This is a genomic window from Nonomuraea sp. NPDC003214 (assembly GCF_053590035.1).
The window spans coordinates 122979-146921 of record NZ_JBSFSX010000004.1; the positions used below are offsets into that span (position 1 = coordinate 122979).

Below are 23943 nucleotides of genomic sequence, written 5' to 3' on the forward strand. Positions count from 1 at the left end.
CCCCGAGGGTGCGGGCCTTCCGCGTTCCCGGCCGGGAGCACGACCACTCATGGCCGGTGATCGGATCGCAGCAGGTCGTGCGCCTGCTCCAGCACCGCCTCCACCGGGATGCCGGCCACCCACGACGGGTCGTGCGGGCAGCGCGGCACGGCCGGGTCGAGCCCGTCGGTCCCGCACACCGGGCAGGCCGGCGTCCACGACACCAGCGGCCGGTGCCGGTCCCGGCTGATCGGCCCCGCGTTGATCAGGTTGCCGCACCAGTAGACGCCGACGGTCGCCGTGCCCACGGCCGCCGCCAGGTGCCGCGGCCCGGTGTCGTTGGCCACCACCAGGTCGCACGCCCGGTAGAGGGCGGCCAGCCCGCCCAGGCCGAGCTCTCCCGCGAGCGGCAGGGCGGGCCGCCGCATCGCCGACACCACCCCCGCGACCAGGTCCCGCTCGGCCCGGCTGCCGGTGACCACGACCGGCCGGCCGAGCGCGTCGGCGACGGCCGCGAAGCTCTCGACCGGCCAGCGGCGGCGCGGGTCGTTCGCGCCGGGGTGGACGGCGACCAGGCCGGGCGGCGGCTCGCCGAGCACGGCCGCCACCTCGGCGGCGTCGGCCGCGGTGACCTCCACCCTCGGTTCGAGCCGGTCGGCGGTGGCGCCGACCAGCGCCGCCACCTCCAGGAAGCGCAGCGTCTCGTGCTGGTGGCCGCCGTAGTGCACCCACCGGTCCAGCGGCTCGGCGTCCGGCGCGCGCAGCCCCACCGTCAGGCCCGCGCCCAGCTCCCGCACGAACGGGTTGGAGTGCCGCCCGCCGCCGTGGATCTGCACCGCCAAATCGAACCGCCGCTCCCGCAGCCGGGCGAACAGCTCGGGCGGCGCCCGGTGCCCGGCCTCCATCGTCGACACGCCGGTCACCGGCGGCAGCGCCACCACCTCGGCCACCGGCCCCGGCCTGCCGCGCAGGAACGCCGCGTGCCAGTCCAGCCCGAGCAGCGTGATCTCCGCCCCCGGGTAGCGGCTGCTGAGCGCCTCCAGCGCGGGCAGCGCCAGCAGGAAGTCCCCGACCGCGTTCGCCCGCAGCACCGCGATCCTCACGGCGGCTCCAAGACGTGGTGGCGCGCGAATGGGGTCATGGCTGCTCCGGCAGCGAGCGCACCCGTTCGATGATCGCGGTCGTGGACCGGTCGGAGACGTAGTCCAGCACCATGACCTCGCCGCCCATCGCCCGCACCAGCGGCGCCTCCGGCAGCATGGCGGCCGTGTAGTCGCCGCCCTTGACGTACAGGTCGGGCCGGATCATCCGCAGCAGCCGCTCGGGCGTGTCCTCCTCGAAGGAGGTCACGTAGTCGACGTAGCCGAGCGCGGCCAGCACCGACATGCGGTCCTCGCACGAGTTGATCGGCCGGCCCGGCCCCTTCAGCCGCGCCGTGCTGGCGTCGCTGTTGACGGCCACCACGAGCACGTCGCCGAGCTGCGCGGCCCGCTCCAGGTAGGTGACGTGGCCGCGGTGCAGCACGTCGAAGCAGCCGTTGGTGAACACGATCCGATCTCCGCGCCGCCGGTGCTCGTCCAGCCGCTCGGCGAGCCGCTCGGCCTGCCGGTCGGCCGGGCGCAGCAGCTCGTCCTCGCCGCGCAGCGCCTTCAGCAGCTCGTGGCGGGTGCAGGTGGCGGTGCCCGGCCTGCGCACGACCACCCCGGCCGCCGCCTGCGCGGCCCGCGCCGCCTGCTCCGGCTCCGCGCCGCCCGCCAGCCACAGCGCGAACGCCGCGGTGAACGTGTCGCCCGCCCCCGTCGTCATGTGGTCCGGCGCGGGATCGGCGTACGTCCGGTACGGCGGCCGCCCCGGCCGGTGCAGCAGCGTGCCCTCGCCGTCGAGCGTCGTCACCACCATCCGCGCCCCCGACGCCGCCAGCAGCCGCTCGGACCGGTCGGTGAGGAAGCGCACCCGGTCGGCGGTGTCGCCGTCCTCGCCGAGGAGCTGCAGCACCTCGCCGTAGTTCGGCAGCATCGCGGTCGCGCCGCACTCCCGCCACGGCGTGATCACGTGCGCGTCCACGACCAGCACCGGCAGCCCGGTCAGCGCCCGCCGCACCGCCGGCGTGCAGACGCCGCCGCCGTAGTCGCAGGCCACCACCACGTCGGCGCCGCGCAGCGCCCGTTCCAGCTCGGCCAGCACGCGCTCCTCGGCCTCGCCGCCGAGCGGCTCGCGGTCCTCCTCGTCGTAGCGGGCGATGAGCTGCTCGCCGACCATCAGCCGCTGCTTGTGCGGGGTACGGCGGCCCGGCACGATCACCAGCCGGGCGTCCACGCCCAGCAGTTCGAGCGCCCGGGTGAGCGTGCCCGAGCAGGCGTCGTCCCCGACCGCACCCACGAGGCGCACCCGGGCCCCGAGCGCCACCAGGTTCGCCGCCGCGTTGCCGGCGCCGCCCGGCGCCTCGTCGGTGGCCTCCACGCTGACCACCGGCACCGGCGCCTCCTGGGCGATCCGCCGCACCGGGCCGCGCAGCCAGGAGTCGAGCATCACGTCGCCGACGACCACGGCCTCGATGTCGCTGTTCATACGCTGCGTCTACCTGGAGAAGCGCTGCCCAAACAGAGACGGTGCCCAACGAAGCTTTGCCGTGACGCTGCCCGTTCCGGCGCACCCTGTTCGCCGTACGGGGGAGAAGACACACCATGACACGGCATTTCGAGATCCGCGGGGAGGTGGGGTGATGGCCCGCTACGCGGTGCTCGTGTACGAGGCCGTCGCCCCCGCCGACCTGCCGCACGACGTCCAGGAGGCGCACCGGGCCCTGCCCGGGCGGGTCACCGGGCTCGGCGGCCGGCTCGTCGCCGGGCTGACCCTGGAGCAGCCCGAGACCGCCACGGCGATGCGCGGCGGCCGGGTGACCGACGGGCCGTTCGCCGAGGCGGAGGAGGCGCTGGCCGGGGTCCTGGTCGTCGAGGCGCGCGACCACGACCACGCGCTGTCGATCGCGGAGCTGGTGCCCGTCGTGCGCGGCGGCGTCGAGGTGCGGCCGCTGCTCGGCGTCACGGTGCCCGACGAGACCTGACCCGCCCGGACGACGGGACGAGCCGGGCGAAGGGGCGGGTCAGGTGAAGGGGCGGTCAGGTGAAGGGGCGCGCCATCTGCTCCAGCGTCTCGTCGATGACCTCGTGCAGCGGGCGGGCCTGCTCCTCCTCGATCCACGTGTGCGTGGCGAGCCGGAGCGCGGCGAGGAAGGCGGCGGCCATCACCCGGGGGCTCACGCCGCCGCCGCGGCGCAGCGCGAGGGCCTGGGCCAGCTCCCGGTCGAAGGCCGCGTGGTTGGCGAGCTGGCGGGCCAGCAGCGACGGGTGCTTCATGGCCAGCCGGGTGCGCACCGCCTGCTCGCGCTCCGGGACGCCGATCTCCTCGTAGAGCCGCTGGACGGCGCCGCGCAGCGCGAGCCAGGCGGGCCGGTCGGCGGGCTCGGCGCGCACTCGCTCGACCAGCGCCCGGATGCGCCGCTCGTCGCCGTAGAGGATGGCGTCCTCCTTGCCGGCGAAGTAGTTGGAGAACGTGCGGCGGGAGATGTTGGCCGCGTCGGCGATGGCCTCGACGGTGACGGCGTCGAAGCCGTGCTCGATCGTGAGCCGCAGCGCCGCCTCGTGCACGGCCTGCCGCGTCTCCGCCTTCTTGCGCTCCCGCAGGCCCAGCGTGCTGTCCATGATGCGGACATCTTACCGGCTGGGAATAACTGCCCAGTGCGCAAACTTGCCCAGTGCGAATGTAGGGTGTCCTCTGCACGTTTGATGAGGATTTGGGGGAAAGCGCGTGAGCGCCACCATGGACGCACCACCCGGGCAGATGACCCACCGGCAGATTCTCGAAGCCCTCAGCGGGCTTCTGCTGGTCCTGTTCGTCGCGATGATCAGCGGCACGATCGTGTCCGTCGCGCTGCCGCAGATCATCGGCGCGCTGAACGGCAGCCAGTCGCAGTACACCTGGGTGGTCACCGCCTCCCTGCTGGCCGCCACGGCGTCCACGCCGATCTGGGGCAAGCTGGCCGACCTGTTCGACAAGAAGCTGCTGATCCAGATCTCCATCGTGATCTTCATGGTGAGCTCGCTGGCCTGCGGGTTCGCCCAGAACACCGGGCAGCTCATCGCCTTCCGCGCGGTGCAGGGCCTCGGCATGGGCGCCCTGCAGGTGCTGGTCCAGGTGGTGATCGGGGCCATGATCAGCCCCAAGGAGCGCGGCCGCTACAACGGTTACCTGGGCGGCGTCATGGCCGTGGCCACCGTCGCCGGCCCGCTGCTCGGCGGCCTCATCGCCGACACCTCGTGGCTCGGCTGGCGCTGGTGCTTCTTCGTCGCGGTGCCGTTCACCATCGCCGCGCTCGCCCTGCTGCACAAGACGCTGCACGTCAGCTCGGTCCGCGCGCGGAACGTCAAGATCGACTACGTGGGCGCGACGCTCATCGCCGCCGGCGTCAGCGTCCTGCTCATCTGGATCACCTTCGTCGGCAACTCCTTCGACTGGCTCTCCTGGCAGACCGCGGTCATGGCCGGCGGCGGCCTCGCCGTCCTGGCCCTCGCCACCTGGGTGGAGTCACGGGTGAGCCAGCCCGTCGTGCCGCTGCACGTGGTGCGCCGCCGCACCCCCGCCCTGGCGATCCTGGCCAGCCTCGCGGTCGGCATGGCGATGTTCGGCGGGGCGGTCTTCCTCGGCCAGTACTTCCAGATCGGCCGCGGCTACACGCCCACCGAGTCGGGGCTGCTCACCATCCCGATGATGCTCGGCGTGCTGGTCTCCTCCGCCGTGAGCGGCAACCTGGTGTCGAAGACCGGGCGCGTCAAGCCGTACATCGTCAGCGGGTCGATCGTGCTGACCGCCGGGTTCCTCGTGCTGTCCACGATGGACCACGACACCTCGCTCTGGCTGATCGGCGGCGCGATGGTGCTGGTCGGCGCGGGCGTCGGCATGTCGATGCAGAACCTCGTCCTGGCCATCCAGAACACCGTCCCGCTGCGCGAGCTGGGCGCGGCCAGCGGCGCGATCACGTTCTTCCGCTCGCTCGGCGGCACCATCGGCGTCTCGGTGCTCGGCGCGGTCCTGGCCCAGCAGGTCGCCACCGACATCACCCGGGGCCTGGCCAGGGCGGGCGTCACCGGCCGGGCCGCCGCCGAGTCGGCCGGCTCGCTCAACCTGGAGGCGCTGCCCGAGCCGTTCGCGACCGTCATCCGCACCGCCTACGGCGACGCGACCGGGCACATCTTCCTCATCTCGGCCGGCATCGCCGCCGTCGGCGTCGTGGCCACGCTGTTCCTGCCGAGGATCACGCTGCGCGACAGCGTCGACCTCCAGCCCGCCGAGGGCGAGAAGGCTCCCGCCTGACCTCCGGGGCGCGCGCCGCCAGCCACGAGGCGGCGCAGGTGATCAGTACGATCATCGCGAACGGGACGTATTTCTTCACTGGGTGTCGTCCTCCTCCTCGGTGAGCCGGGCGCGTTGCGGCTCGACGGTGTAGCGGGGGTCGCGGGCCGAGGCCGTCCCCGCCTCGAACACGCCGAACCGGGTGCACACCGAACCGGCCAGCAGCGCGGCCCCGGCCACGACGGCGGCCCGGCGGCTGCGGCGGCCGGCGGTCAGGCCGACCAGCGCCCCGGTGACCGACAGCGCCTGCCCGAGGCGCAGCAGCCGCCCGGCCCGGCCCCGTCGCAGCGGCTCGGCGACCGTGCCGAGCCGGTGCTTCATCCGCGCGGAGGCGGCCAGCTCGACGGCGACGCCCGCCACGGCCGCCCGCCGCGCCGGGGCCGCCTCGGCGAGCGGCGCGGCCAGCAGGCCGATCCCCGCCGCCGACGCCGCCGCCGACCCGGCGAACAGGAACGGCATCTCCCGGTAGCCGCCGTGCCACGCGGGCACCGCGGTGTCGGAGATCAGCACCGCCGTGTAGGTCGCCAGCGCCGGCCCCAGCAGCCCGGCCCCCACCGTGGCCCATCTCGCGACCCCCGGCCAGGGCCCGGGCACCAGCGCCGTCGCCGCGGCCAGCCCCGCCTGCGGGCCGTAGGCGGTCAGGATCCAGGTGCCGACGCTCATCGGCGAGGTCACCTTGAACACGCGCAGCATGTTGAGGAAGCGCCCCGGCCGCCCCAGGTCGTGGATGAGCGCGTACAGGGAGCCCGTCACCCCGCACAGCGCCGCCGTCTTGCAGGCCCGCGCCAGGCGTGGGCGGCCCGTCAAGTGCGCGGCGGCGGCCAGCGTGGACGAGGCCCCCGCCAGCCCGCCGAGGAACAGGTAACCGCCGATGTCGTGCGCCTGCCAGGTGGGCTCGTTGAGCACCGGCAGCCCGTAGTAGGAGCCGAAGTCCGCCCGGGGCACCATGCGCCGCTCCCGGGGCCGGCCCAGCGACTCCGGCACGGCGTCGCGGCCCGGCGGCAGCGCCGGGTCCCCGTCCAGCCGCACGTCCGTCAGCCCGGTCATGACCGCCCCCTCCACGACAGCGCCACCAGCCCCGCCAGCAGCCCGGCCGCGGCCACGGCCGCGTGCCGCCACATCGACGGCAGGTCCCGCGTGGTCACCACCGGGTCCGGCGGCAGCCCGTACACCTCCGGCTCGTCCAGCAGCAGGAAGAACGCCGCGGCGCCGCCCACCCCGTCAGCGGGGGAGTGGCCGTACAGCCGGGCCGAGCCCACCCCGGCCTCGTGCAGCCGCTCCAGCCGCCGCGACGCCCGCTCGCGCAGCTCGTCGAGGTCGCCGAACTGGATCGAGTCCGTCGGGCACGTCTTCGCGCAGGCCGGCTCCATCCCGGCCCCCAGCCGGTCGTAGCACATCGTGCACTTGTGAGCCAGCCCGTCGCCCTCCCGCTTGCCGATCACCCCGTACGGGCACGCCGGGACGCAGTAGCCGCACCCGTTGCACACGTCCTCCTGCACCACGACGGTGCCGAACTCGGTGCGGAACAGCGACCCGGTCGGGCACACGTCCAGGCAGGCCGCCTCGGTGCAGTGCTTGCACACGTCGGAGGCCATCAGCCAGCGGAAGTCGGGGTGCGGCTGCTCGACGAACGCCACGTGCCGCCACGTGCTCGCGCCCAGCCCCACGGTGTTGTCGTACGACATGCCGGTGAAGCCGAGGACGTCGTCCGGGACGGCGTTCCACTCCTTGCACGCCACTTCGCACGCCTTGCAGCCGATGCACACGCTGGTGTCGGTGAAGAAGCCGACGCGGCCCATGTCACGCCTCCGTTCCGGTGCGCTCGGTGATCCCGGCGCGCAGCCGGTAGTGCTGGACGAGCTCCGGCAGCGCCGGGCCGCGCGGGCGCCGGCCGGGCCGGATGTCCGCCGACAGCGCCTTGACCTCCTGGATGTGCGAGCTCGGGTCGAGCGAGATGGCCGACAGCTCGTTGGCGGCGTCGCCGCGCGCCCGCCCGTTGGGCCCGAAGTGGAACGGCAGCCCGATCTGGTGGATCACCTGCCCGTCGGCGTGCAGCGGCGTCATCCGCTGGGTGACCAGCACCCGGGCCTCGATGGCGTTGCGCGCGGTGACGATCGTCGCCCAGCCGCCGTGCGTGAGGCCGCGCTCGGCGGCCAGCTCGGGCGACACCTCGCAGAACATCTCCGGCTGCAGCTCGGCCAGGTAGGGCGTGCTGCGGCTCATCCCGCCCGCGGTGAAGTGCTCGGTGAGCCGGTAGGTGGTGACCACGTACGGGTAGACGGACGCGCCCGCCTCGCCGCCGCTGGGGTGGTAGCGGTTGTGCACGTGCGGGTAGAGCTTGCGCGCCGGGCTGCGCTGCCGCCCGTACAGGGCGTTGGCCACCGGCGAGTCCTGCGGCTCGTAGTGCGTGGGCAGCGGCCCGTCGAGCACCCCGGCGGGCGCGAACAGCCAGCCCTTGCCGTCACCCTGCATGATGAACGGGTCGACGCCCGACAGCGCCTCGACCCCGGCCGCGCCCTCGGGCGGCCGGTAGTCCGGCGCCTTGCCCCGCTCGAAGTCGGGCACGTCGTAGCCCGACCAGGCCGACCCGTCCCACCACACGAGCTTCTTGCGCTCGCTCCACGGGCTGCCGTCGGGCCGCGCCGAGGCCCGGTTGTACAGCAGCCGCCGGTTGGCCGGCCACGCCCACGCCCACTCGGCGGCGATCCAGTCCTGCTCGGCGCCGGGCCTGCGGCGGGCCGCCTGGTTGACGCCGCCGGCGCGGACGCCGCAGTAGATCCAGCACCCGCACGCCGTCGAGCCGTCGCTCCTGAGCTGGTCGTAGCCGGACAGCGGCCGGCCCTCGGCGTCGGTGCCGTTGATCTCCGCCAGCACCGCCTCCGCGTCCGGCTCGGCCGTCGGCCCGCTCACCGGGTAGTCCCAGGTCAGGTCGAGCACGGGCGCGTCCATCGGGTCGGCGGACCCGGCCAGCTTCTCCCGGATGATCCGCCCCAGGTGGTACATGAACCACAGGTCGCTGCGCCGGTCGCCGGCCGGTTCGACGGCCTTGTGGTGCCATTGCAGCAGCCGGTTGGTGTTGGTGAAGCTGCCGTCCTTCTCGGTGTGCGCGGCGGCCGGGAAGAAGAACACCTCGGTGCCGATCTCGGCGGTGGACAGCTCGCCGGTCTCGATCTCCGGCCCGTCCTTCCACCAGGTGGCGCTCTCGATCAGGTTGAAGTCGCGCACCACCAGCCAGTCGAGCTCGGCCATGCCCAGGCGCTGCATGCGGGCGTTGGCCGAGCCGACCGCCGGGTTCTCGCCCAGCAGCAGGTAGCCCTTGCAGGTGCCGTCGAGCTGCGCCATCACCGTGTCGTAGTGGCTGTGGCTGCCGGTCAGCCGGGGCAGGTAGCCGAAGCGGAAGTCGTTGTCGGGCCGCGCCGACGGCCCCCACCACGCCTTGAGCAGGCTCACCAGGTAGGCGGGCATGTGCGCCCAGTAGCCCTTGACCGGCGCGTCGGCGCGCAGGAAGTCCTCCAGCCGCTGGTGGCGGTGCGCGTGCGGCATCGGGATGTAGCCGGGCAGCAGGTTGAACAGCGTCGGGATGTCGCTGGAGCCCTGGATGCTGGCGTGCCCGCGCAGCGCCTGGATGCCGCCGCCCGGCCGGCCGATGTTGCCCAGCAGCAGTTGCAGGATGCTCGCCGCCCGGATGAACTGCGAGCCGTCGCTGTGCTGCGTCCACCCGACCGCGTACACGAACGCCGACGTCCGGTCCGGCCCGGAGTTCTCCGTCAGATGGCGGCAGACCCGCGCGAACAGCTCGGGCGGCACCCCGCACACCCGTTCCACCATCTCCGGCGTGTAGCGGGCGAAGTGGCGGCGCAGGATCTGCATCACGCAGCGCGGGTGCTGCAACGTCTCGTCCCGCGTCGGCGTGCCGCGCATGCTGGAGCCGCCCGCCCCGTGCATCTCGCTCTGCCCCGCCTGCGGCTGCTCGCGCTCGCCCGCCGCCGAGATCACCGGCATCCCCTCGTACTGCCAGCTCCGGTGGTCGTAGCAGCGCTCCTGCGGGTCGAAGCCGGAGAACAGCCCGTCGAGGTCCTCGGTGTCGCGGTAGTCCTCGCCGACCAGGGTGGCGGCGTTGGTGTACGCGACCACGTACTCGCGGAAGTAGCACTCCTCGGTCAGCACGTGGTTGATCAGCCCGCCCAGGAACGCCACGTCGCTGCCCGCCCGCAGCGGCACGTGCAGGTCGGCCAGCGCGCTCGTGCGGGTGAACCGCGGATCGACGTGGATCACCGTCGCGCCGCGCGCCTTGGCCTCCATCACCCACTGGAAGCCCACCGGGTGCGCCTCGGCGAAGTTCGAGCCCTCGATGACGATGCAGTCGGCGTGCTGCAGGTCCTGCATGAACGTGGTCGCCCCGCCGCGCCCGAACGAGGTGCCGAGGCCGACGACGGTCGAGCTGTGGCACACCCGCGCCTGGTTCTCGATCTGCACCACGCCCAGCGCCGTGAGCAGCTTCTTGATGAGGTAGTTCTCCTCGTTGTCCAGCGTGGCGCCGCCGAGCGAGGCGATGCCCATCGTGCGGGCGGTGCGCGCGCCGTCGCGCTCCCACTCCCACGTCGCGCGACGGGTGGCGATGATCCGGTCGGCGACCATGTCCATCGCCGTGTCCAGGTCGAGCTCCTGCCAGCCGGCGGCGTGCGGCGGCCGGTAAAGGACCTTGTCCAGGCGGCCGGAGCCGGTGGTGAGCTGCAGGCTGGCCGCGCCCTTCGGGCACAGGCGGCCCCGGCTGACCGGCGAGTCCGGGTCGCCCTCGATCTGCACGACCTTCCCGTCGCGGACGTAGACGTTCTGCGCGCACCCGACGGCGCAGTAGGGGCAGACGGACTTGACCACCCGGTCCGCCGTCGCCGTCCGCGCCTCCAGCCGGTCGGTGCGCGCGGACCTGACCGCCCGCCCCCGCCCGGTGGGGTCCCCGCCCATGAGTTGCCGCAGCAGCGGCCAGCCGTTCATTTGTGTTTCCCCCGAAATCCCCTGGCCGGAGTCCTGCCCTGAGGTCTCCGGCCGGAAACCGGGGCCGCCGTCAGTCGATCTTCTTCCACTGGGCGACGAGCTGGTCGTAGTCGAGCGTCTCGGGCTTGCCGCGCTCGTCGGCGAGCTTCGGCGCGGGCGCGCCCGGCTGGTCCAGCCAGTGCTGCGCGTCACGCTCGGGGTTCAGCTTGGGCGCGCACGCCCCGCCGTAGCCGCGCCTCTCCAGCCGCGACAGGATGTCGTCCTGCTGCCTGGCCAGGTTGTCCATCGACTGCTGCGGCGTCGTCTCCCCGGTGACGGCGGTGGCCACGTTCTGCCACCACAGCTGCGCCAGCCTCGGGTAGTCCGGCACGTTCGTCCCGGTCGGCGTCCACTGCTCACGCGCCGGGCCCCGGTAGAACTCGATCAGGCCGCCGTACTTGTCCGCGTTGCGCTCGAAGTGGTCGCTGCGCAGGTCGGAGTCGCGGATGAAGGTCAGCCCGACGATGGACTTCTTCAGCGACACCGTCTTGGACGTGACGAACTGCGCGTACAGCCAGGCCGCCGCGCGGCGCTCCGCCGGGGTGTTGCGCAGCAGCGTCCACGAGCCCGCGTCCTGGTAGCCGAGCTTGTTGCCCTCCTTCCAGTACGCGCCGTGCGGGCTCGGCGCGATGCGCCACTTCGGCGTGCCGTCGGCGTTGACGACCGGCAGCCCCTGCTTGGTCATGTCGGCGGTGAACGAGGTGTACCAGAAGATCTGCTGGGCGATGTTGCCCTGCGCGGGCACCGGGCCGGCCTCGCTGAAGTTCATCCCGGCCGCCGACCTCGGCGCGAACCGCTTCAGCCAGTCGACGTACTTGGTCAGCGCGTAGACGGCCGCCGGGCCGTTGGTGTCGCCGCCCCGGGTGACCGACGAGCCCACCGGTCGGCAGTTCTCCACCCGGATGCCCCAGTCGTCCACCGGCAGCCCGTTCGGCAGGCCAGGGTCGCCGTTGCCCGCCATCGACAGCCACGAGTCGGTGAACCGCCAGCCGAGCGACGGGTCCTTGCGCCCGTAGTCCATGTGGCCGTACACCTTGACGCCGTCGATCGTGCCGTCGCCGTTGACCTTCGAGGTGAAGAACTCCGCGATGTCCTCGTAGGCCGCCCAGTTGACCGGGACGCCCAGCTCGTAGCCGTAGGCGTCGCGGAACTGCTTCTTGATCGCCGGGTCGGTGAACCAGTCGTAGCGGAACCAGTAGAGGTTGGCGAACTGCTGGTCGGGAAGCTGGTAGAGCTTCTTGTCCGGCCCGGTCGTGAAGCTGATGCCGATGAAGTCGCCGAGGTCGAGCGTCGGCGAGGTGACGGCCTTGCCCTCGCCGGCCATGTAGTCCGACAGCGGGAAGACGTAGTCGCCGCGCGCGTGCGTGCCGATCAGGTCGGAGTCGTTGACGTAGGCGTCGTAGATGTTCTGGTCGCCCTGGATCTGCGTCTGCAGCTTCTCGATCACGTCGCCCTCCTGGATCAGGTCGTGCTTGACCCGGATGCCGGTGATCTCGCCGAACGCCTTGGCCAGGCGCTGCGACTCGTACTGGTGCGTGGTGATCGTCTCGGACACGACGTTGATCTCCATGCCCCGGTACGGCTGGGCCGCCTTCATGAACCAGTCCATCTCGGCCAGCTGCTGGTCGCGCGTCAGCGTGCTCGGCGTGAACTCGGTGGACACCCACCGCTGCGCCGCCGCCTTCGCGTCCGCCTCCCGGAACTCGCCGCCACCGCCTCCCTGCCCCTGCGAGCATCCCGCCGCCACCAGGGCGAGCAGCAGGACGGGTACGGCCGGACCTCGTGCCATGAACGCCATTGCGCCTCCTCGGGTCAGCCCCATCTGCCGATGACCAGCACCACCACGACCGCGAGCGCCAGCGCGAGCCACATGGACAGGTCGCTGACCGCGATCCACCCGGCGAGCACCACGGCGGCGCTGACGAGGCCGATGTACAGCCGGTCACCCCGATCGGTCTCGATGCGCAGGAAGCCGCGCCGCGCCACCGGCGGCGAGATCCGCGCCCAGACGGCCATCCCGGCCAGCAGCAGCGCCAGCCCGGCGAACACCAGCGCCGTGGGCGCCGTCCACACCATCCACTCCAGCACCGCTCACACCCTCCCCAGGCTGAACCCGCGGGCGATGTAGTTGCGCACGAACCAGATGACGATCGCGCCCGGCACGATCGTCAGCACCCCGGCCGCCGCCAGCAGCCCCCAGTCGACGCCCGCCGCGCTCACCGTGCGCGTCATCGTGGCGGCGATCGGCTTGGCGTTCACCGAGGTGATCGTCCTGGCGATGAGCAGCTCCACCCAGCTGAACATGAAGCAGAAGAACAGCGTCACGCCGATCGCAGACCGGATCATCGGCAGGAAGATCCGCACGAAGAACCGGGGGAGCGAGTAGCCGTCGATCGCCGCCGTCTCGTCGATCTCGCGGGGGATGCCCGACATGAACCCCTCCAGGATCCACACCGCCAGCGGCACGTTGAACAGCATGTGCGCGATCGCCACGCCCAGATGCGTGTCGAACAGGCCGACCGACTGGTAGATCTGGAAGAACGGCAGCAGGAACACCGCCGGGGGCGCCATCCGGTTCGTCAGCAGCCAGAAGAACAGGTGCCGGTCCCCGGCGAAGCGGAAGCGGGAGAACGCGTACGCCGCCGGCAACGCCACGACCAGCGACATCACCGCGTTCATCGACGTGTAGACGATCGAGTTCAGGTAGCTCGAATACCACACCGGGTTCGTGAAGAACGTGACGTAGTTGTCGAACGTCACCCGCTGCGGGATCAGCGAGAAGCTTCCGAGGATGTCCTGGTTCGGGCGGATCGACATGCCGAACATCCACAGCACCGGCAGCAGCAGCGTCGCCCCGTACAGCCAGAACACCGTCCGCGCCCACGGCAGCCGCCGCCCGTCCCGCCCGCTCATCGGCCGCTCCTCGTCAGCACGGTGAAGAACACGTAGCAGGCGATCTGCACCACCAGGAAGTACAGCAGCGAGAACGCGCCCGCCGGCCCCAGGTCGAACTGCCCGACGGCGATCTTCGACAGCAGGATGCTGAGGAACGACGTGGCGTTGCCCGGCCCGCCGCCCGTCACCACGAACGGCTCGGTGTAGATCATGAAGCTGTCCATGAACCGCAGCAGGATCGCGATCGTCAGCACCCCGCGCAGCCTCGGGAGCTGGACGTGCCGGAACGTCGCCCACGCCGACGCCCCGTCGATCTGCGCCGCCTGGAAGTACGGGTCCGGGATCGACCGCAGCCCCGCGTACGCCAGCAGCGCCACCAGCGGCGTCCAGTGCCACACGTCCATGACGAGCACCGTGATCCACGCGTCGGTGGCGTCGAGCGTGTAGTTGAAGTTCACGCCCGGCACCCGGTTGACCGCCCAGCCGCCCAGGCCGATGTCGGGTCGGGCGAAGATCTGCCAGATGGTGCCGACCACGTTCCACGGGATGAGCAGCGGCAGCGCCACCACGACCAGCGCCGCCGGCACCGCGATGCGCCCGTGGCGCGGCATCGTCGCCGCGATCGCCACGCCCAGCGGGATCTCGACGAGCAGCACCTGCGCCGAGAACAGCAGCGTGCGGCCGAACGCCGCGCGCACCTCCGGGTCGCGGGTCACGTCGCGGAACCACTCCAGCCCGACGAAGATCCGGTCGTTCGGGCTGAACACGTCCTGCACCGAGTAGTTCACGACCGTCATCAGCGGGATCACCGCCGTGAACGCCACCGAGAGCACGACCGGCAGCACCAGCCACCAGGCCCGGTTGTCGCGCCGCTTGACCTCCGGCGGGCGCTTGTCGCTCACGCTCCGGGCCTCCCGTCCAGCGGCTCGACGACCCCGCACCTGACGGCGTCCCTGAACAGGAACGCGCGCCCCTCGGCGAAGCTCAGCGGCTCCGCCTCGCCCACCGTGACCGCCGTCCCGGCCTCCGCGCGGACGACGAGCGGGTGCCCGTCCACCGCCGCGTGCACCAGGTCGTAGGCGCCCATCCGGTCCACCCCCGTCACCCGGCCCGTCAGCCCGTTCAGCCCGCCGTGCCCGGCGCCCAGGCGGACGAACTCCGGCCGCACCCCGATCCGCACCGGCCCCGGCGGCAGGTCGCCGGAGGCCCGCCCCAGCGCCGTGCCGCCGACCCGCACCACGCCGCCGGACAGCTCGCCCGGCAGCACGTTCATGCCGGGCGAGCCGATGAAGTGGCCGACGAACTCGTGCGCCGGCGACAGGAACAGCTCGCCCGGCTCGCCCGCCTGCACGATGCGCCCCTCGTTGAGCACGACCACCTCGTCGGCGAACGTCAGCGCCTCCGTCTGGTCGTGCGTGACGTAGATCAGCGTGTGCCCGGTGTCGCGGTGGATCTCCTTCAGCTTGCTGCGCAGCGCCCACTTCACCGCCGGGTCGACCACGGTCAGCGGCTCGTCCAGCAGCACCGCCGCCACGTCCGGCCGCACCAGCCCGCGGCCCAGCGCGACGATCTGCTGCCGGCCCGGGTCCAGCCGCCGCGACCGGCGCCGCAGATGCTCGTCCAGGCCCAGCAGCCGCGACACCTCCCGCACCCTCCGGTCCGTCTCCGCCCGGCCCAGGCCCCGGTTGCGCAGCGGGAAGGCCAGGTTGTCGTAGACCGACATCTCCTCGTACAGCACCGGGAACTGGAAGACCTGCGCGATGTTGCGCCCCGCCGTCGGCACCCCGGTCACGTCCCGGTCGCCGAACCAGATCCGGCCGGTGGTGGGGGAGAGCAGCCCCGAGACGATGTTCAGCAGCGTCGTCTTGCCGCACCCGCTCGGCCCGAGCAGCGCGTACGCCCGCGACCCGCGCCACGTCCACGTCGTCGGCCGCAGCGCCCACGTCCGGCCGCCGTCGTAGCTGTGTCCCACGCCCTCCAGCCGGATGTCAGTCATGCAGATTGTCCTCCGCCATGCCGCGACTCGAACACGAACACGTCCTCCGGGTCCACGTACGCGGTCGCCCGGCCGCCCGGTTCGTAGGCCCGCGTGCCGGGCAGGTGGGCCACCACGTGCGGGCCGCCGTCCAGCAGCAGGTGCAGGAACGTCGACCCGCCCGTCACCTCCGCCAGCCGGACCTCCGCGGGGAAGCCCACCGCGCCGCCGCCCGGGCGCTCGACGGCCACCTGGTGCGGGCGCACGGCCAGCGCCACCTCACGGCCCGGCCGCAGCCCGGCGGGGGCGGGGAAGGTCGCGCCGAGGCAGTCGATGCCGCCCTCGCGCGCCACGCCCGGCAGCACGTTGAGCGGCGGGTCGCTGAGCGCCGCCGCGACCGCCAGCGACGGCGGCCCGGCGTACAGGGCGGCCACGTCGCCGGTGTGCAGGACCCGGCCCTCGCCCAGCACCACCGCCGGGGCGCCGAACGACAGCGCCTCGTTCGGGTCGGCCGTCGCGTACAGCACCACGCCGGGGGAGTCCGCGAACATGCCCTTGAGGTCGGCGCGCAACTGCTCGCGCAGCTTGAAGTCCAGGTTGGCCAGCGGCTCGTCGAGCAGCAGCACGTCCACCGGCCGGGCCAGCGCCCTGGCGATCGCGGTGCGCTGCTGCTGGCCGCCGGACAGCTCGCCGGGCCGCCGGTCCAGCAGCTCGCCGATGCCCATCAGCTCGGCCACCTCGCGCACCCGCCGGTCCACCGACTCGCGGGGGAAGGCCCGGTCCAGGCGCAGCGGGGAGGCGATGTTCTCGTACACCGTCAGCGTCGGGTAGTTGATGAAACGCTGGTAGACGAAGGCGACCGACCTGCGGCGCACCGAGACCGAGGTGACGTCACGCCCGCCGACGAGCACCCGCCCCGTGTCCGGTGGATGCAGCCCGGCGACGACCCGCATGAGCGTCGTCTTGCCCGCCGTCATCGGCCCCAGGAGGGTGGTCATCCCCCTCGGTAACTCCAGGTTGATGTCGTCGAGCCAGACCTCGCCGCGCTGCCGTACGCGGACGCCGTCGATGAGCAGCATGATAGATCGCCACCTTTTCTCCTCCAGTTAACATGATCCACAAAGGCGTGCAAAGGGTCTTTTTCGCGGCGGCGCACATGAGAATCGCGGTCAATTCCTGTACTGAGAGTTACTGAAAAACTACTGTGGGTAGCAGTTCAGGGGTGTTCCCCTACCGGACCCAGGAGGTCTCATGCACCGCACGCTTCGCCTGACCGGCGTCGCCGCCCTCGTGGCCGGCGGCCTGCTCGCCGCCACCGCGCCCGCCCACGCCATCGTCGACCCGGTCGGGGCCATCGAGTGCCTCACGGCCAGCGCCGGCGAGGTCACCACCCTCGTCGACCCCTCGGCCCCGGGACTCCCGGCCGAGGTGCCCGGCGTCAACTGCCTGACCGCGCCCTGACCCTCGGCAGGCCGGGGCGGCCCCCGTCCCGGCCGCAGGCTTCCGTTCCGCCCAGCAACCCCAAGGAGCAGCGTTGTACCTGCGGACCCTGTACGTCGCCGTCCTCACGGCGGCCGCGATCGTCCTGCCGCCCCTGGCGGCGGACGCCGGCGGCGAGCCGCTGATCGGCCTGGAGACCGTCATCCAGCACGTCAACCTCCTCACGTCCTAGATGCACCCGCCCCTGCCTCTGCACGTGGCCGGCGCCCCCCGGGAGCGGCGCAGCCCGCTCAAGCGCCTCGGCTACGTCATGTTCCTCAGCCGCTGGATCCAGGCACCCCTCTACCTGGGCCTCATCGCCGCACAGGTCGTCTATGTGTGGCGGTTCATGGCCGAGCTGATCCACCTCGTGGAGCTCGGGTTCGGCGGCCACCCTCCGGAGACCACCGTCATGCTCATCGTCCTCGGCCTGGTGGACGTGGTGATGATCTCCAACCTGCTGATCATGGTGATAGTGGGCGGCTACGAGACGTTCGTGTCGCGCCTGCGCATCGAGGGGCATCCCGACCAGCCCCAATGGCTCTCCCACGTGAACGCCAACGTGCTCAAGGTCAAGCTCGCCATGGCCATCATCGGCATCTCCTCCATCCACCTGCTGCAGATATTCATCAACGCGGCCCGCCCGGCCGTCACCGACAGGGAACTGCTATGGAAAACCTTGATTCATCTGACCTTCATCGTCTCGGCTGTCGCGCTGGCCCTCATCGACCGCATCATGCTGAACAGCCGGCCGAGCCGGCACCGGCCGGGCGACCCGGCTTCCGCCTCGCCGCAGCAACGGGTATCGGCGGCGTGATCGTCGGCTTGCTCGCGCAGGTGTCCCCGGCGGCGGCGAAGCCGGCTCCACCGCTCCTCGGCGACATCATCATCTTCAACGACGAGATCGTCGAGCCGGTGTCGGCGCCGGTCAGCACCTGCGGCGCGCTGTTCCCCGTGCTCAGCTCCGGATCCAGCACGTGCACGGACGCCTCGCGCGTCTCCGACGACGACGCATGACCGGCACGAGGCGCAGGACCGGCGCCTGACCGCCATGCTCCCGGCAGGCCACCCACCTACCGGGACCCCGTGCCCGCCCCCAGCTCCCCCAGCGGGGCGGGCACGCGGCGCCTCCGCGCATGAAAGTTTCATATTGCGTCCGATAATTTCTGCTCACCACCTGCGCCGATGGCGGGAAGCCGTTCCCGGCATTGACCGCGCTCCCGCATGTCAATACCTTCCCCGCAAGGGTCCCGGGCTGTTGAAACTTTCGGGATCGGAACTTCGCGGAGGTAGGTGCTCGTGCTCTCGACAACGCTCAACAGATCCGGAGCCCGGATCAGAACCCTCACGGCGGCGGCGGCCCTCGCCCTGCTCACCGTGTTCCTGGCGCCGGCCGCCCCCGCCGACGCCTCGGCGCCGCTGCGCCAGCACGCCGCCGCACGCGGCAAGTTCATCGGCGCCGCCCTCGCCACCGGGCCGCTGTCGAACGAGACCCAGTACCGCACCCTCGCGGCCGGCGAGTTCAACCAGATCACCGCCGAGAACGCGATGAAGTGGGACGCCACCGAGCCCAGCCAGGGCCAGTTCAACTTCTCCGGCGCCGACGCCATCATGAACTTCGCCGAGCAGAACGACCAGCAGGTCCACGGCCACACGCTCGTCTGGCACAGCCAGACCCCCACCTGGGTGCAGAACCTGTCCGCCACCGCCATGCGCGAGGCCATGCGCAACCACATCGACACGGTCGCCGGCCGCTACGCCGACAACCCCGCCCTGGTCTCCTGGGACGTGGTCAACGAGGTCTTCGAGGAGAACGGCAGCCTGCGCAGCTCGTTCTGGTACAACACGCTCGGCCAGAGCTACATCGCCGACGCCTTCCGCTACGCCCGCGCCGCCGACCCCGACGCCCGGCTGTGCATCAACGACTACAACGTCGAAGGCATCAACGCCAAGAGCACCGCCATGTACAACCTGGTCCGGTCGCTGCGCCAGCAGAACGTGCCCGTCGACTGCGTCGGCTTCCAGAGCCACCTGGCCATCCAGTACGGCTTCCCCAACGACCTGCAGCAGAACCTGCAGCGCTTCGCCGACCTCGGCGTCCAGGTGCGCATCACCGAGCTCGACGTGCGCATGCAGATGCCGCGCGACGCCTCCAAGGACGCCACCCAGGCCACCTACTACCGCAACGTCGTCAACGCCTGCCTCGCCGTGACCGCCTGCGCCGGCGTCACCATCTGGGGCATCACCGACAGGCACTCCTGGGTGCCCGACACGTTCCCCGGCGAGGGCGCCGCGCTCATCTACAACGAGAACTACCAGACCAAGCCGGCCTACACCGCCGTGCACGACGCGCTCGCCGGCGGCACCGGCAACGACACCACCCCGCCCACCGCCCCGGGCACCCCGGCGGCCTCCGGCGTCACGAGCAGCTCGGCGAGCCTGTCCTGGGCGGCCTCCACCGACTCCGGCGGCAGCGGCCTGGCCGGCTACAACGTCTACCGCGAGCAGGGCGCCACCGACACGCTGCTCGGCCAGTCGGCCACCAACTCCACCACCCTCACCGGCCTGACGGCCGACACGGAGTACCAGGTGTACGTGCGCGCCCGCGACGGCGCCGGCAACCTGTCCACCCCCTCGGCGACGGTGACCTTCGAGACCAGCGCGGGCGGCGGCCCCGGCGGCCCCTGCACCGCGACGGGCACCATCCAGACCCAGTGGAACAACGGCTACGTCGTGCAGCCCGTCACCGTCACCAACACCGGCTCGGCCACGCTCAACGGCTGGACCGTCACCTTCACCCTGCCCGCCGGCCACACCCTCGCGGGCTCCTGGAACGCCACCCTGACCACCAGCGGGCAGACGGTGACGGCCAAGAGCGTCTCCTACAACGGCACCCTGGCCGCCAACGCCGCCACCAGCTTCGGCTTCCAGGTCAACCGCCCCAGCGGCAACACGCAGACGCCCTCGGGCTACACCTGCGCCTCGCCGTGACCGCGTACCCCTGATCTCCGCGCGGGCCGAGGGAGGAGCGGCACCGGGAGCCGTACGGCCCGCGCGGCTTCCCACGGGCGCGCCCCCACGCGGGGGCGCGCCCGCCCCTTTCGGGACCGCGCGGACCCGGAAGACCCGCCCCGCGCGGTCACGTCACGCCGATCCCGCCGGGAGCGGGAGCCGTACGGTCCGCACGGGGCCGTCAGGGGTCCAGGAGGGGGAGGGTCAGGCGGAAGCGGGCGCCTTCGCCGAGGGCGGTCCGCAGCTCGACGTCGCCACCGTGCGCGCGGGCGAGGGAGCGGGCGATGGCCAGCCCGAGCCCCGCGCCGGCGCCGACCGAGCGGTCGCGGGAGCGGTCGGTCCGGTAGAAGCGGTCGAAGACGCGGCCCGCCTGCTCGGCCGTCATCCCCGGCCCCTCGTCCGCCACGTCGAGCACCGCCCGGCCGTCCGCCGTGCCGACGCCGATCCGCACGGGGGTGCCCGGCGGGGTGTGGGCGGCGGCGTTGCCCACCAGGTTGGCGACCACCTGACGCAGCCGCGCCTCGTCGGCGTGGACCGGCGCCGGGCCGGGCGGCCCGCCGTCGGGCCCGGTGACCTCGACGGGACGCGCCGGGTCGAGGGCGCGCAGGTCGTGCCGGGCGTCGTTGGCGAGCGTGCGCAGGTCCATCGGGGCCAGGTCGAGCTGCTCGTCGGCGCCCTCGTCGAGCTGGGCGAGCAGCAGCAGGTCCTCGGTGAGCGCGGTGAGCCGGGTGGCCTCGCGGTCGATGCGCCGCATCGCCTCGTCGACGTCGGCGGGGGAGGCCAGCGCGCCCATCCGGTGCAGCTCGGCCGAGCCCTTGATGACGAACAGCGGCGTGCGCAGCTCATGGCTGACGTCCGAGACGAACGCCCGCATCCGCGCCTCGGACGCGGCCCGGTCGGCGAAGGCGCGTTCGAGCTGGCCGAGCATGGTGTTGAGCGACGCCGCCAGGTGCCCGATCTCGGTGCCGGGCGGCGCCAGCACGGGCACCCGCCGGCTGAGGTCGCCGCCGGCGATCGCGGCCGCGGTGTGCTCGATCCGGCGCAGCGGCCGCAGCCCCCGGCCGAGGGCGAACCAGCCGGCCCCCGTCAGCAGGACGAGCAGCACCGCGCCGCTGATCACGCTGCTGACCCGGACCCGGGCGATGGTCGCGTCGGCCTCGGCCAGCGGCGCCGCCGCGATCACCGTCCCGCCCCGCCCGGCGGCCGGCCGGGCGACGGCCCGCCACCGGCCCGAGCCGTCGGCGGCGGGCAGGTCGGCGGCCGACGCGTCCGCGGGCACCGCGCGCAGGTCCTCCAGGCGCGGCAGCGTCGCGGCGGCCACCCTGGGGGAGTGCACGCTCGCCGCCACCGCGCCGCCCGCGTCCAGAGAGACCAGGTACGGGCTGCCGAACACGTCGAGTCCCTGCGCGAGGAGGCCGGGCCGGGCGGCGGCGTCCGCGAGGTCGGGCGGCCCCGGGGCGGGCACGCTGGAGACGAGCGCGGTGAGCGAGCGCAGCTGGCCGTCGAGCCGGCCGAGCTGGTAGCGCTCCAGCTGGTCGGCGACGACCGCGCCGGCCAGGCTCAGCCCGGCCAGCAGCAGCCCCGCGGTGAGCAGCAGCAGCCTGGCCCGCAGCGACAGCCGCCTCACCGCCGGGGCTCGCGCATCACGTAGCCCACGCCGTGCACGGTGTGGATGAGCTTGGGCTCCCCGGCGTCGACCTTGCGCCGCAGGTAGGAGATGTAGGTGTCGACGATGCTGGCGTCGCCGCCGAAGTCGTAGCGCCACACCCGGTCGAGGATCTGCGCCTTGGACACCACTCGCCCGGCGTTCTCCATCAAGTAGCGCAGCAGCCGGAACTCGGTGGGGGAGACCCGGACCGGCCGCCCCTCCCGCGTCACCTGGTGCCCGTCGGCGTCGAGCGTGAGCGCGCCCACCTTCAGCACCCCGGCGTGGTGGCCGGAGGTGCGGCGGAGGATCGCGCGGATCCTGGCGATCAGCTCCTCCAGGTCGAACGGCTTGGTCACGTAGTCGTCGGCGCCGAGGGAGAGCCCGGTGACCTTGTCCGCCTGGCGGTCGCGGGCGGTGAGGAACAGGACGGGCACCGGCCCCCGCTCGCGCAGCCGCCGGACCACCTCGAAGCCGTCCATGTCCGGCAGCATCACGTCGAGCAGCACCAGGTCGGGCGGTTCGGCGCCGGCCGCGGCGACCGCCTCGGTCCCGGTCGCCACCGAGGTCACCCGGAACCCGGCGAAGCGCAGCGTCGCCGCGAGCAGCTCGCGGACGGTGGCCTCGTCGTCCACCACCAGCAGCCGCTCGGCGTCCTCGGGCGTCATCGCCCGGCCTGATCCGTCCACGCCAGCCAGGATACGGAAGCCCGGTGCCCGCCCATCACACGTCGCGGCGCCGGAAGAGCACGAACGCGGCGGCCAGCACGGCGGCCACGCCGAGGCACATCCCGCCCAGGTTCAGCCACGGGTGCGGGTAGGCAGGGTCGGGGACCGTCGTGAGCACCGCGGCGGCGCCCCTGGTCGGCCAGACGGCGACGAGGCCCTGCAGCCACGACGGGAACAGGCCCGCGAGGGCGGGTACCAGGAAGACGATCCCCACCAGCGTGGCGAGCGCCCCCGCCGTGGCCCGCATGATCGTGCCGAGCCCGGCCGACAGCAGCGCGATCGCCGCCAGGTAGACCCCGCCGCCCGCCACCGCGGAGAACACTCCCGGGTCGCCGAGCCGCGCGTACGGCACGCCCTGACCGGCGAGGAGGGCCTGGCCGAGGAGGAAGGAGGCGAGCATCAGCGCCTGCCCCGCCACCACGGCGATCGCGGTCGCCACCACCACCTTGGCCGCCAGCAGCCGGTGCCTGCGGGGCGCGGCGGTCAGCGTCGTCGCCATCAGCCCGGTCGCGTACTCGGAGGTGACGACCAGGATGCCCACCACGCCGATGATCAGCTGGGCGACGATGTACGACGTCAGGCTGAGGTTCGTCGGGTCCCACGCCTGCCGTTCCGCCTCGGTCAGGGCCGCGTGGTCGGCCCCGGCCGTGCTCATCGACAGGCCCGTGATGCCGAGCCCGACCACGAACAGGCAGGCCAGCGTGTACCAGGTGGAACGCAGCCCGCGCAGCTTGATCCATTCGGCGTGCAGGAGGCGGGTGAAGCGCACGGAGCTCATGCCCGGGCCCCCTGGTACTCGACGCTGTCCCTGGTCAGCTCCATGAAGGCGTCCTCCAGCGAGGGCCGCTGCGGGGTGAGCTCGCTCAGCTCGACGCCGTGGTAGGCGGCGAGCTTGCCGATCTCCGCGCTCGTCATGCCGGAGACGACGAGGGACGACTCCGGCCCGCCGCGCACGGCGGCCCCGGCGGAGGTCAGCCGGCGCGCGAAGGAGTCCGCTCCGGACGCGCGGACGAGCACGGAGCCCTCGCCGGCGCCGCGCACGAACTCGCCCATCCCGGTGTCGGCGATGAGCCGGCCCCGGCCGATGACCACCAGGTGGTCGGCGGTCAGCGCCATCTCGCTCATGAGATGGCTGGAGACCAGCACGGCCCGGCCCTCCCGGGCGAGGGAGCGCATGAAGTCGCGGATCCAGCGGATGCCCTCGGGGTCGAGCCCGTTCACCGGCTCGTCGAAGATCAGCACAGCCGGGTCGCCGAGCAGGGCCGCCGCGATGCCGAGCCGCTGCCGCATCCCGAGCGAGAACCCGCCGGCCCGCTTGCCGGCCACGGACTCCAGCCCGGTCCTGGCGAGCACCTCGTCCGCGCGGCGCCGGGGCAGGCCGTTGCTCACCGCGAGCGCCAGCAGGTGGTCGTACGCCGTCCGGCCGCCGTGCACCGCCCCGGCGTCGAGCAGCGCGCCCACCTCGGTCAGGGGCACGGGCAGGTCCCGGTAGCGGCGTCCGCCGACGGTGGCGGACCCGCTCGTGGGAGCCGCCAACCCCATGATCATCTTCATCGTGGTGGACTTGCCCGCGCCGTTCGGGCCGAGGAAGCCGGTCACCTGCCCGGGGGAGACGGTGAACGACAGGTCGTCCACCACCGTGTCCGGCCCGTACCGCTTGGTGAGCCCTCTTACGTCGATCGTCGTCATGGCCGAGATCCTGGCGGGTCCGGCCGACCGCCTTCTGTGAGCTTCTGGGAGAACTCTGGGAACCCGCCCGGCCGGCCCGCAGCCGTCCCGTTCACTCT

Annotated in this window: 23 protein-coding genes; 7 read left to right on the forward strand and 16 right to left on the reverse strand. The window is 72.8% G+C overall.

The genetic code is table 11. From position 1 onward, the window contains the following. Nucleotides 1-47: 47 nt before the first annotated feature. Complete coding sequence (locus ACWDXC_RS12990) at nucleotides 48-1082, reverse strand: glycosyltransferase family 9 protein (RefSeq protein WP_449981181.1); 1035 nt, start codon at nucleotides 1080-1082, stop codon at nucleotides 48-50. Between the two features lie 34 nt (nucleotides 1083-1116). Beyond that, nucleotides 1117-2547 carry a D-glycero-beta-D-manno-heptose 1-phosphate adenylyltransferase gene (gene rfaE2, locus ACWDXC_RS12995; RefSeq protein ID WP_449981183.1) on the reverse strand — a complete coding sequence of 477 codons (1431 nt, stop codon included), beginning with the start codon at nucleotides 2545-2547 and terminating at the stop codon, nucleotides 1117-1119. Between the two features lie 154 nt (nucleotides 2548-2701). Here rfaE2 and ACWDXC_RS13000 point away from each other — a divergent pair, with 154 nt between their 5' ends. Then, nucleotides 2702-3043 carry a YciI family protein gene (locus ACWDXC_RS13000; protein ID WP_449981185.1) on the forward strand — a complete coding sequence of 114 codons (342 nt, stop codon included), beginning with the start codon at nucleotides 2702-2704 and terminating at the stop codon, nucleotides 3041-3043. Between the two features lie 55 nt (nucleotides 3044-3098). Here ACWDXC_RS13000 and ACWDXC_RS13005 read toward each other — a convergent pair whose 3' ends face one another. Further along, nucleotides 3099-3680 (reverse strand): TetR family transcriptional regulator, encoded by a 582-nt coding sequence (locus ACWDXC_RS13005; RefSeq protein ID WP_219505642.1) that lies wholly within the window; start codon nucleotides 3678-3680, stop codon nucleotides 3099-3101. Nucleotides 3681-3819: 139 nt separating this feature from the next. Here ACWDXC_RS13005 and ACWDXC_RS13010 point away from each other — a divergent pair, with 139 nt between their 5' ends. Continuing rightward, a complete protein-coding gene (locus ACWDXC_RS13010) occupies nucleotides 3820-5349 on the forward strand; it encodes an MDR family MFS transporter (protein WP_375074165.1) in 1530 nt (509 codons plus the stop codon). Between the two features lie 75 nt (nucleotides 5350-5424). Here the strand turns inward: ACWDXC_RS13010 and nrfD are convergent, their stop codons facing one another. From nrfD to ACWDXC_RS13055, 9 genes are all read right to left on the reverse strand, one after another. Then, the gene (gene nrfD / locus ACWDXC_RS13015; protein ID WP_449981187.1) at nucleotides 5425-6435 is read right to left on the reverse strand and encodes an NrfD/PsrC family molybdoenzyme membrane anchor subunit; all 1011 of its coding nucleotides are present in this window, start codon (nucleotides 6433-6435) and stop codon (nucleotides 5425-5427) included. Then, nucleotides 6432-7187, reverse strand: coding sequence for a 4Fe-4S dicluster domain-containing protein (locus ACWDXC_RS13020; protein ID WP_449981189.1), 756 nt, complete (start codon nucleotides 7185-7187; stop codon nucleotides 6432-6434). Before ACWDXC_RS13020 ends, nrfD begins: the two co-directional genes overlap by 4 nt. Nucleotide 7188: 1 nt before the next feature. Next, nucleotides 7189-10383, reverse strand: coding sequence for a formate dehydrogenase (fdh, locus tag ACWDXC_RS13025; protein WP_449981191.1), 3195 nt, complete (start codon nucleotides 10381-10383; stop codon nucleotides 7189-7191). 70 nt (nucleotides 10384-10453) lie between these two features. Next, the gene (locus ACWDXC_RS13030) at nucleotides 10454-12211 is read right to left on the reverse strand and encodes an ABC transporter substrate-binding protein (RefSeq protein ID WP_364170115.1); all 1758 of its coding nucleotides are present in this window, start codon (nucleotides 12209-12211) and stop codon (nucleotides 10454-10456) included. A gap of 23 nt (nucleotides 12212-12234) precedes the next feature. Further along, nucleotides 12235-12510: a DUF2160 domain-containing protein gene (locus ACWDXC_RS13035; RefSeq protein ID WP_219505636.1), complete on the reverse strand. Its 276-nt coding sequence runs from the start codon at nucleotides 12508-12510 to the stop codon at nucleotides 12235-12237. A 3-nt stretch (nucleotides 12511-12513) separates the two neighbouring features. Next, complete coding sequence (locus ACWDXC_RS13040) at nucleotides 12514-13335, reverse strand: carbohydrate ABC transporter permease (protein WP_219505634.1); 822 nt, start codon at nucleotides 13333-13335, stop codon at nucleotides 12514-12516. Next, nucleotides 13332-14219 (reverse strand): carbohydrate ABC transporter permease, encoded by an 888-nt coding sequence (locus tag ACWDXC_RS13045; RefSeq protein WP_449981194.1) that lies wholly within the window; start codon nucleotides 14217-14219, stop codon nucleotides 13332-13334. The genes ACWDXC_RS13040 and ACWDXC_RS13045 overlap by 4 nt, the downstream gene beginning before the upstream one ends. Further along, nucleotides 14216-15313 carry an ABC transporter ATP-binding protein gene (locus tag ACWDXC_RS13050; RefSeq protein ID WP_449981196.1) on the reverse strand — a complete coding sequence of 366 codons (1098 nt, stop codon included), beginning with the start codon at nucleotides 15311-15313 and terminating at the stop codon, nucleotides 14216-14218. Before ACWDXC_RS13050 ends, ACWDXC_RS13045 begins: the two co-directional genes overlap by 4 nt. Continuing rightward, the gene (locus ACWDXC_RS13055; RefSeq protein WP_449981198.1) at nucleotides 15310-16371 is read right to left on the reverse strand and encodes an ABC transporter ATP-binding protein; all 1062 of its coding nucleotides are present in this window, start codon (nucleotides 16369-16371) and stop codon (nucleotides 15310-15312) included. The genes ACWDXC_RS13050 and ACWDXC_RS13055 overlap by 4 nt, the downstream gene beginning before the upstream one ends. 172 nt (nucleotides 16372-16543) lie before the next feature. Here ACWDXC_RS13055 and ACWDXC_RS13060 point away from each other — a divergent pair, with 172 nt between their 5' ends. The 5 genes from ACWDXC_RS13060 to ACWDXC_RS13080 all read left to right on the forward strand — a co-directional run bounded on the left by ACWDXC_RS13060 (nucleotide 16544) and on the right by ACWDXC_RS13080 (nucleotide 19762). Next, nucleotides 16544-16753, forward strand: a complete 210-nt coding sequence (locus ACWDXC_RS13060) for a hypothetical protein (RefSeq protein ID WP_449981200.1) — start codon at nucleotides 16544-16546, stop codon at nucleotides 16751-16753. Nucleotides 16754-16826: 73 nt separating this feature from the next. Continuing rightward, nucleotides 16827-16964 carry a hypothetical protein gene (locus ACWDXC_RS13065; RefSeq protein ID WP_219505623.1) on the forward strand — a complete coding sequence of 46 codons (138 nt, stop codon included), beginning with the start codon at nucleotides 16827-16829 and terminating at the stop codon, nucleotides 16962-16964. A 24-nt stretch (nucleotides 16965-16988) separates the two neighbouring features. Beyond that, a complete protein-coding gene (locus tag ACWDXC_RS13070) occupies nucleotides 16989-17588 on the forward strand; it encodes a TIGR00645 family protein (RefSeq protein ID WP_308125777.1) in 600 nt (199 codons plus the stop codon). After that, nucleotides 17585-17788, forward strand: coding sequence for a hypothetical protein (locus tag ACWDXC_RS13075; protein ID WP_449981202.1), 204 nt, complete (start codon nucleotides 17585-17587; stop codon nucleotides 17786-17788). Before ACWDXC_RS13070 ends, ACWDXC_RS13075 begins: the two co-directional genes overlap by 4 nt. 282 nt (nucleotides 17789-18070) lie before the next feature. Then, nucleotides 18071-19762 carry an endo-1,4-beta-xylanase gene (locus ACWDXC_RS13080; RefSeq protein ID WP_449981204.1) on the forward strand — a complete coding sequence of 564 codons (1692 nt, stop codon included), beginning with the start codon at nucleotides 18071-18073 and terminating at the stop codon, nucleotides 19760-19762. A gap of 202 nt (nucleotides 19763-19964) precedes the next feature. On the opposite strand, the gene ACWDXC_RS13085 is transcribed toward ACWDXC_RS13080, so the two are convergent. The 4 genes from ACWDXC_RS13085 to ACWDXC_RS13100 are packed head-to-tail and all read right to left on the reverse strand — an operon-like array spanning nucleotide 19965 to nucleotide 23845. Next, nucleotides 19965-21410 (reverse strand): sensor histidine kinase, encoded by a 1446-nt coding sequence (locus ACWDXC_RS13085; protein WP_449981206.1) that lies wholly within the window; start codon nucleotides 21408-21410, stop codon nucleotides 19965-19967. After that, nucleotides 21407-22096, reverse strand: coding sequence for a response regulator transcription factor (locus tag ACWDXC_RS13090; protein ID WP_449982028.1), 690 nt, complete (start codon nucleotides 22094-22096; stop codon nucleotides 21407-21409). Before ACWDXC_RS13090 ends, ACWDXC_RS13085 begins: the two co-directional genes overlap by 4 nt. A 55-nt stretch (nucleotides 22097-22151) precedes the next feature. After that, entirely contained in the window at nucleotides 22152-22934 is a 783-nt protein-coding gene (locus tag ACWDXC_RS13095; protein ID WP_449981208.1) for an ABC transporter permease, read from the reverse strand. Next, on the reverse strand, nucleotides 22931-23845 hold the full coding sequence (locus ACWDXC_RS13100; protein ID WP_449981210.1) for an ABC transporter ATP-binding protein: 915 nt from the start codon (nucleotides 23843-23845) through the stop codon (nucleotides 22931-22933). The genes ACWDXC_RS13095 and ACWDXC_RS13100 overlap by 4 nt, the downstream gene beginning before the upstream one ends. Nucleotides 23846-23943: the final 98 nt, after the last annotated feature.